Raw genomic sequence first — 4803 nt, 5'->3', positions numbered from 1 at the left:
TCAACTCCAGACGGAATGGAGGGCGTGGTTGTCAGCCGCCAAATTTGTCTTGCCGCTTCAGCGGTTAGACAAAGGCTCGCATTGATGACAATTTGGTCTTCAATTGGCATCAATCGATGCCGGCCGCGTTCCACAACCAGCAAGCCCGCAATGGAGTCAGACTCAATTCTGTTTTTCAACTTCTTCATTTTTAGCAAGAGCTCATCAAAAAAGCCAACTCAACAATGCGCCCGTTTCCTGAAGGCATTGTTAAGCTGACTTGATTGATTATATTACGCTGCTTTTCTACATAACAATTTTTAAATACCGTTAATTAACCGCTGGTGCTAAAACTGTGGTGTTAATTTTAGCACGGTTAAGTAACACTGAACTTGTGACCACTGACAGTGAACTGAAGGCCATTGCCAAGCCAGCTAATTCTGGGCTTAGCATTAAACCAAGACCGAAGAAGACGCCAGCTGCCACCGGAATTCCTAGTACATTGTAGATGAAGGCCCAGAAAAGATTGAGCTTGATGCGTTGGAAAGTCTTTTTGCTAAGGGCTAAGGCACGATCAACATCGCGTAAATCGTTCTTCACTAAAACAATCCCGCCAGCATCAATGGCAATATCTGTTCCTGAACCCATGGCGATCCCTACATCTGCGGTTGTTAGCGCTGGTGCATCGTTGATTCCGTCACCAACAAAGGCGACTTTACCATTTTCTTGGAATTGCTTAACTTGGTCAGCTTTATCGCCAGGCAATACGTCAGCGATAACTTGATCAATACCAACTTGTTCTGCAACTGCGGCGGCGACTCGTTGATTGTCACCAGTCAACATCACGGTCTTTAATCCCCGTGCCTTTAAGCTGGCGATTGCCTCTTTAGATGTTGGCTTGGGCACGTCTTGAATGGCAATCAAGCCAATAATTTGTTGCTCGCGGCCGACTAAGACGACTGTTTTTGCTTGATCTTGTAAGGTTTGCATTTGCGTTGCTAATGCTGGACTAACTTGAATATCAGTTAATAATTTTTGATTGCCGACAAAGGCCATTTTTCCAGCGATTAAGCCAGCAACACCTTTACCTTCAATCGCTTGGAATTCAGTGACTGCTTGCGGGGCAATCTCATATTGCTTCGCTTCTTGCAGGATTGCGGTAGCCAACGGATGTTCCGAAGCGGCCTCTAAACTAGCGGCCACTGCTAAAACTTGTTCCTGATCGCCTACCACGTCAGTGACTTGTGGTTGACCAGCAGTAATCGTCCCCGTTTTATCAAAAATAACGGTTTTCACATCGCTAACGGCTTCTAAAACTTCGCCATTTTTAATGAGGATCCCCATTTTGGCACCACGACCAGTCCCAACCATTAAAGCAGTTGGTGTAGCCAAACCCAAAGCACAAGGGCAGGCAATCACGACGACTGACACGGCAAAAATCAAAGCGTTAGCCAACGTCGCGCCAATCAAAACATACCAAATCAAGAAAGTAACAATTGCCAGAATTAACACAACAGGCACGAAGACATCGGAAACTTTATCGGTCAGCTTTTGAATAGGCGCATGACTATTTTGGGCCTTTTTGACCAACTCAACGATTTGCGCCAACATGGTTTGATCACCAATTTTGGTAGCCTTGAATAAAAATGTCCCGGTGCCATTCATGGTGGCACCAATCACTTGGTCATCAACATGCTTGGTAACAGGCATGCTTTCGCCAGTTACCATTGATTCATCAATGCTTGAATTGCCTTCAGTGATCACGCCGTCGACCGGGATCTTTTGCCCAGGCTTAACGCGAATAATATCGTTCAATTTCACTTCGGCTAGTGGCACTTGTTGAAATTCGCCATCCCGTAAAACTTCGGCAGTTTTGGCCTGGAGATCAACTAACTTAGCCACAGCATCAGAAGCATTGCGGCGCATCCGTTCCTCGAAAACCTGTCCTAACAGCACAAAAGTAATCACAAAGGCTGCACTTTCGAAAAAGACGGCCTGATTAGTCAACATCGCATAAATACTGTAAAAGTAAGCTGTGGCGGTCCCAATCGCAACTAAAGTATCCATATTCGCGTGATGTTTTTTAAATGATGCCCAGGCGCTTTGGATAAATGGCCAAGCTGCCACCGCCATAATAATCGTCGTTAAAACCAATTGAGTGACGGCGCCACCAGGTAAATGCCAGCCAAAGGGCATCAAAACCATCGCCACCAACATTGGTAATGATAAAACTAAGGACACCCAGAACCGTTTTTGAATATTCATTAACGAATCACCACTTTCCCATGGAACATGTCCATGCCGCAAGCCCACTGATATTCGCCGGCCTTGCTTGTATCGATTTTAATAGCTTGCCGTTGATTGCGTGGTAGTTCTTGATTAATCCCGAAGTCAGAAAAGACCACATGATCTAAACAACTTGAGGCATCTTTGCGAGTGAAATTTAAAACCGCAGGAATACCCTTTTTCAGGACAATTTGTTCTGGTGAGTAGCCACCATTAACTTCAATATCAATACTTTGTTGTTGTTGATCAACTTGAGCTTGAACCGTCTTAGTGGTGTGTTTACCAAAGAACCACCAAGCAATAAAGCCGATCACTAGCAACCCGGCAACTAGCACAACGATTTTAACCATCACAAATTCCTCCAAATTTTTAAAGTTTACGTTTGTAACTTACAAAAAATAATATACTGCTATAGTTTACATTTGTCAACTTAAAGAGTGACTTTTATTTTTTATCGCGAAAATAAGAAGCCAAGTAAGCATTTTCAATGGCGATATATTATGATAAACATATAACTTTTGTTCGCGGGTCTGAACAAAGGAGGGGTTAATTTTGAGTAAAAAATCTGCTGAACAACCACCAGATAATAAATTTTTTGGTGAAACTGGTTCGCAACGCAAAAGCCTAGATGAGATCAACAATTCCATCGAAGTGCCTAAGGGGAAGGGGTATTTTCGAACCTTAATGGCCTTTGCGGGTCCTGGCGCTTTAATTGCCGTGGGTTATATGGATCCGGGTAATTGGATCACCTCAATTGGTGGTGGCGCTCAGTTTAAATATAAATTGCTTAGTGTCGTCCTACTTTCAAGTTTGATTGCCATGTTGCTGCAAGCGATGGCGGCGCGTTTAGGGATTGTCACTGGCCGCGACTTGGCGCAGTTGACTCGTGACCGCACCTCAAAGTGGGTTGGCTTAGTACTGTGGGTAATTACCGAATTAGCAATTATGGCGACCGATATGGCCGAAATCATCGGTTCAGGGATCGCCCTGAAATTACTATTTGGTTTTCCTTTAATTGTTGGCATTACAATCACGGCGTTTGATGTGCTGCTCTTATTATTCTTAATGAAATTAGGCTTCCGCAAAATCGAAGCGATTGTCGCCACTTTAGTTGCTGTGATCTTGTTGGTATTTGCCTATGAAGTTTTCTTAGCCAAACCTGACATGGTCGGTATTTTGAACGGTTATTTGCCTCGCATGGAAACTTTAACGAATCATCCCATGCTGTACTGGGCTTTGGGGATCGTCGGCGCGACCGTGATGCCTCACGACTTATACCTAGGCTCATCCATTTCGCAAACGCGGGTTTATGATATTGATGATGAAGCGTCAGTTAAGCGTACCGTTAAATTCACGGTTGCTGATTCGAACGTTCAACTAACCGTTGCCTTTGTCGTCAATAGTTTGTTGTTAATTTTAGGGGCCGCTCTTTTTTATGGCACCAATAGCGATTTAGGCCGTTTCGTTGATTTGTTTAACGCCTTGAATAATTCGAAAATTGTCGGCGCCATTGCCAGTCCAATGTTAAGTATGCTTTTTGCAATTGCCTTGCTGGCTTCTGGACAAAGTTCAACTATTACTGGTACGCTAGCTGGTCAGATTATTATGGAAGGTTTTATTCATTTAGAAATGCCACTTTGGGCCCAACGGCTTCTGACACGTTTGATCTCTGTTATTCCTGTTTTGGCCTTCGCCATTTATTACCATGGTAATGAGGCTAAAATTGAAGATTTACTGACGCTGTCGCAGGTCTTTCTCTCAATTGCCCTGCCATTCGCGATGATTCCGCTAATTATTTTCACCAGTGATAAGAAATTAATGGGAAAATTTGTCAATCGACCGTGGGTGAAATACCTTGCTTGGGTGGTGGCCATCATCCTAATCATTCTCAACGCCCAATTAATCTGGAACACAATTCGCGGTTAATAATGTCGAGACAGTAGTGCCAAGACTTCCCCAAATTGGGGAGATGGTTGCTGGGCGATTTGAATTTTAACTAGTTTTGAACAGAATGACGCACAATTCCGTTGCGGCCGGCGGAGTGTGGAACGCGGCCGACACTGATTGAAGCCTTTCTAACGAAAGTCTCCAATACAGGTCTTCTTCTAAATGGCTACCGCCATCAAGAAGAATTTGGCGGCTGACACTCCGGCGGCCTCCACTACGTTTTGAGCTAGTTTTACCCACTATAGATTTGATCGATATCAAGGCAGTATTGGTAAAGTTAGACGACAACCGCCCTGCAACCACCTGTGGAAACTAACCGAATTGAGTACCACTATTTAGAAAAACTGATTGATGTAAACTAATAGACCTGTTTGACAAGCTTTCTGGATAAAATCAGAAACTGTCAGATAGGCTTTTTTGATGTGGCTATTCAATTGTGACAATAATTTGAATCGAGTTGATCTATCCCACTACAATTGCCTTAACCACTAACAAAACTGAAATGAATCACCTCAACTCCAGACGGAATGGAGGGCGTGGTTGTCAGCCGCCAAATTTGTCTTATTGCTTTAGCAATTAGACAAAGGCTCG

General features: G+C 43.8%; 4 protein-coding genes. 2 read left to right on the top strand and 2 right to left on the bottom strand.

All coding sequences use genetic code 11. From position 1 onward, the window contains the following. The first annotated feature begins 15 nt into the window (after positions 1 to 15). Complete coding sequence (locus tag EKM82_RS11740; protein WP_164508275.1) at positions 16 to 258, top strand: hypothetical protein; 243 nt, start codon at positions 16 to 18, stop codon at positions 256 to 258. Positions 259 to 309: 51 nt separating this feature from the next. Here EKM82_RS11740 and EKM82_RS11075 read toward each other — a convergent pair whose 3' ends face one another. Continuing rightward, positions 310 to 2244, bottom strand: a complete 1935-nt coding sequence (locus tag EKM82_RS11075) for a copper-translocating P-type ATPase (RefSeq protein ID WP_125769452.1) — start codon at positions 2242 to 2244, stop codon at positions 310 to 312. Beyond that, the gene (locus EKM82_RS11070) at positions 2244 to 2615 is read right to left on the bottom strand and encodes a cupredoxin domain-containing protein (protein ID WP_404802912.1); all 372 of its coding nucleotides are present in this window, start codon (positions 2613 to 2615) and stop codon (positions 2244 to 2246) included. Before EKM82_RS11070 ends, EKM82_RS11075 begins: the two co-directional genes overlap by 1 nt. A 202-nt stretch (positions 2616 to 2817) precedes the next feature. Here EKM82_RS11070 and EKM82_RS11065 point away from each other — a divergent pair, with 202 nt between their 5' ends. Further along, a complete protein-coding gene (locus EKM82_RS11065; RefSeq protein WP_125769446.1) occupies positions 2818 to 4191 on the top strand; it encodes an Nramp family divalent metal transporter in 1374 nt (457 codons plus the stop codon). Positions 4192 to 4803 lie beyond the last annotated feature (612 nt).

Source organism: Lapidilactobacillus wuchangensis (genome assembly GCF_003946645.1).
GTDB classification, from domain to species: domain Bacteria; phylum Bacillota; class Bacilli; order Lactobacillales; family Lactobacillaceae; genus Lapidilactobacillus; species Lapidilactobacillus wuchangensis.
Note: the sequence above shows the minus strand (reverse complement) of the source record. Positions and strands in the feature narration are given on the sequence as shown.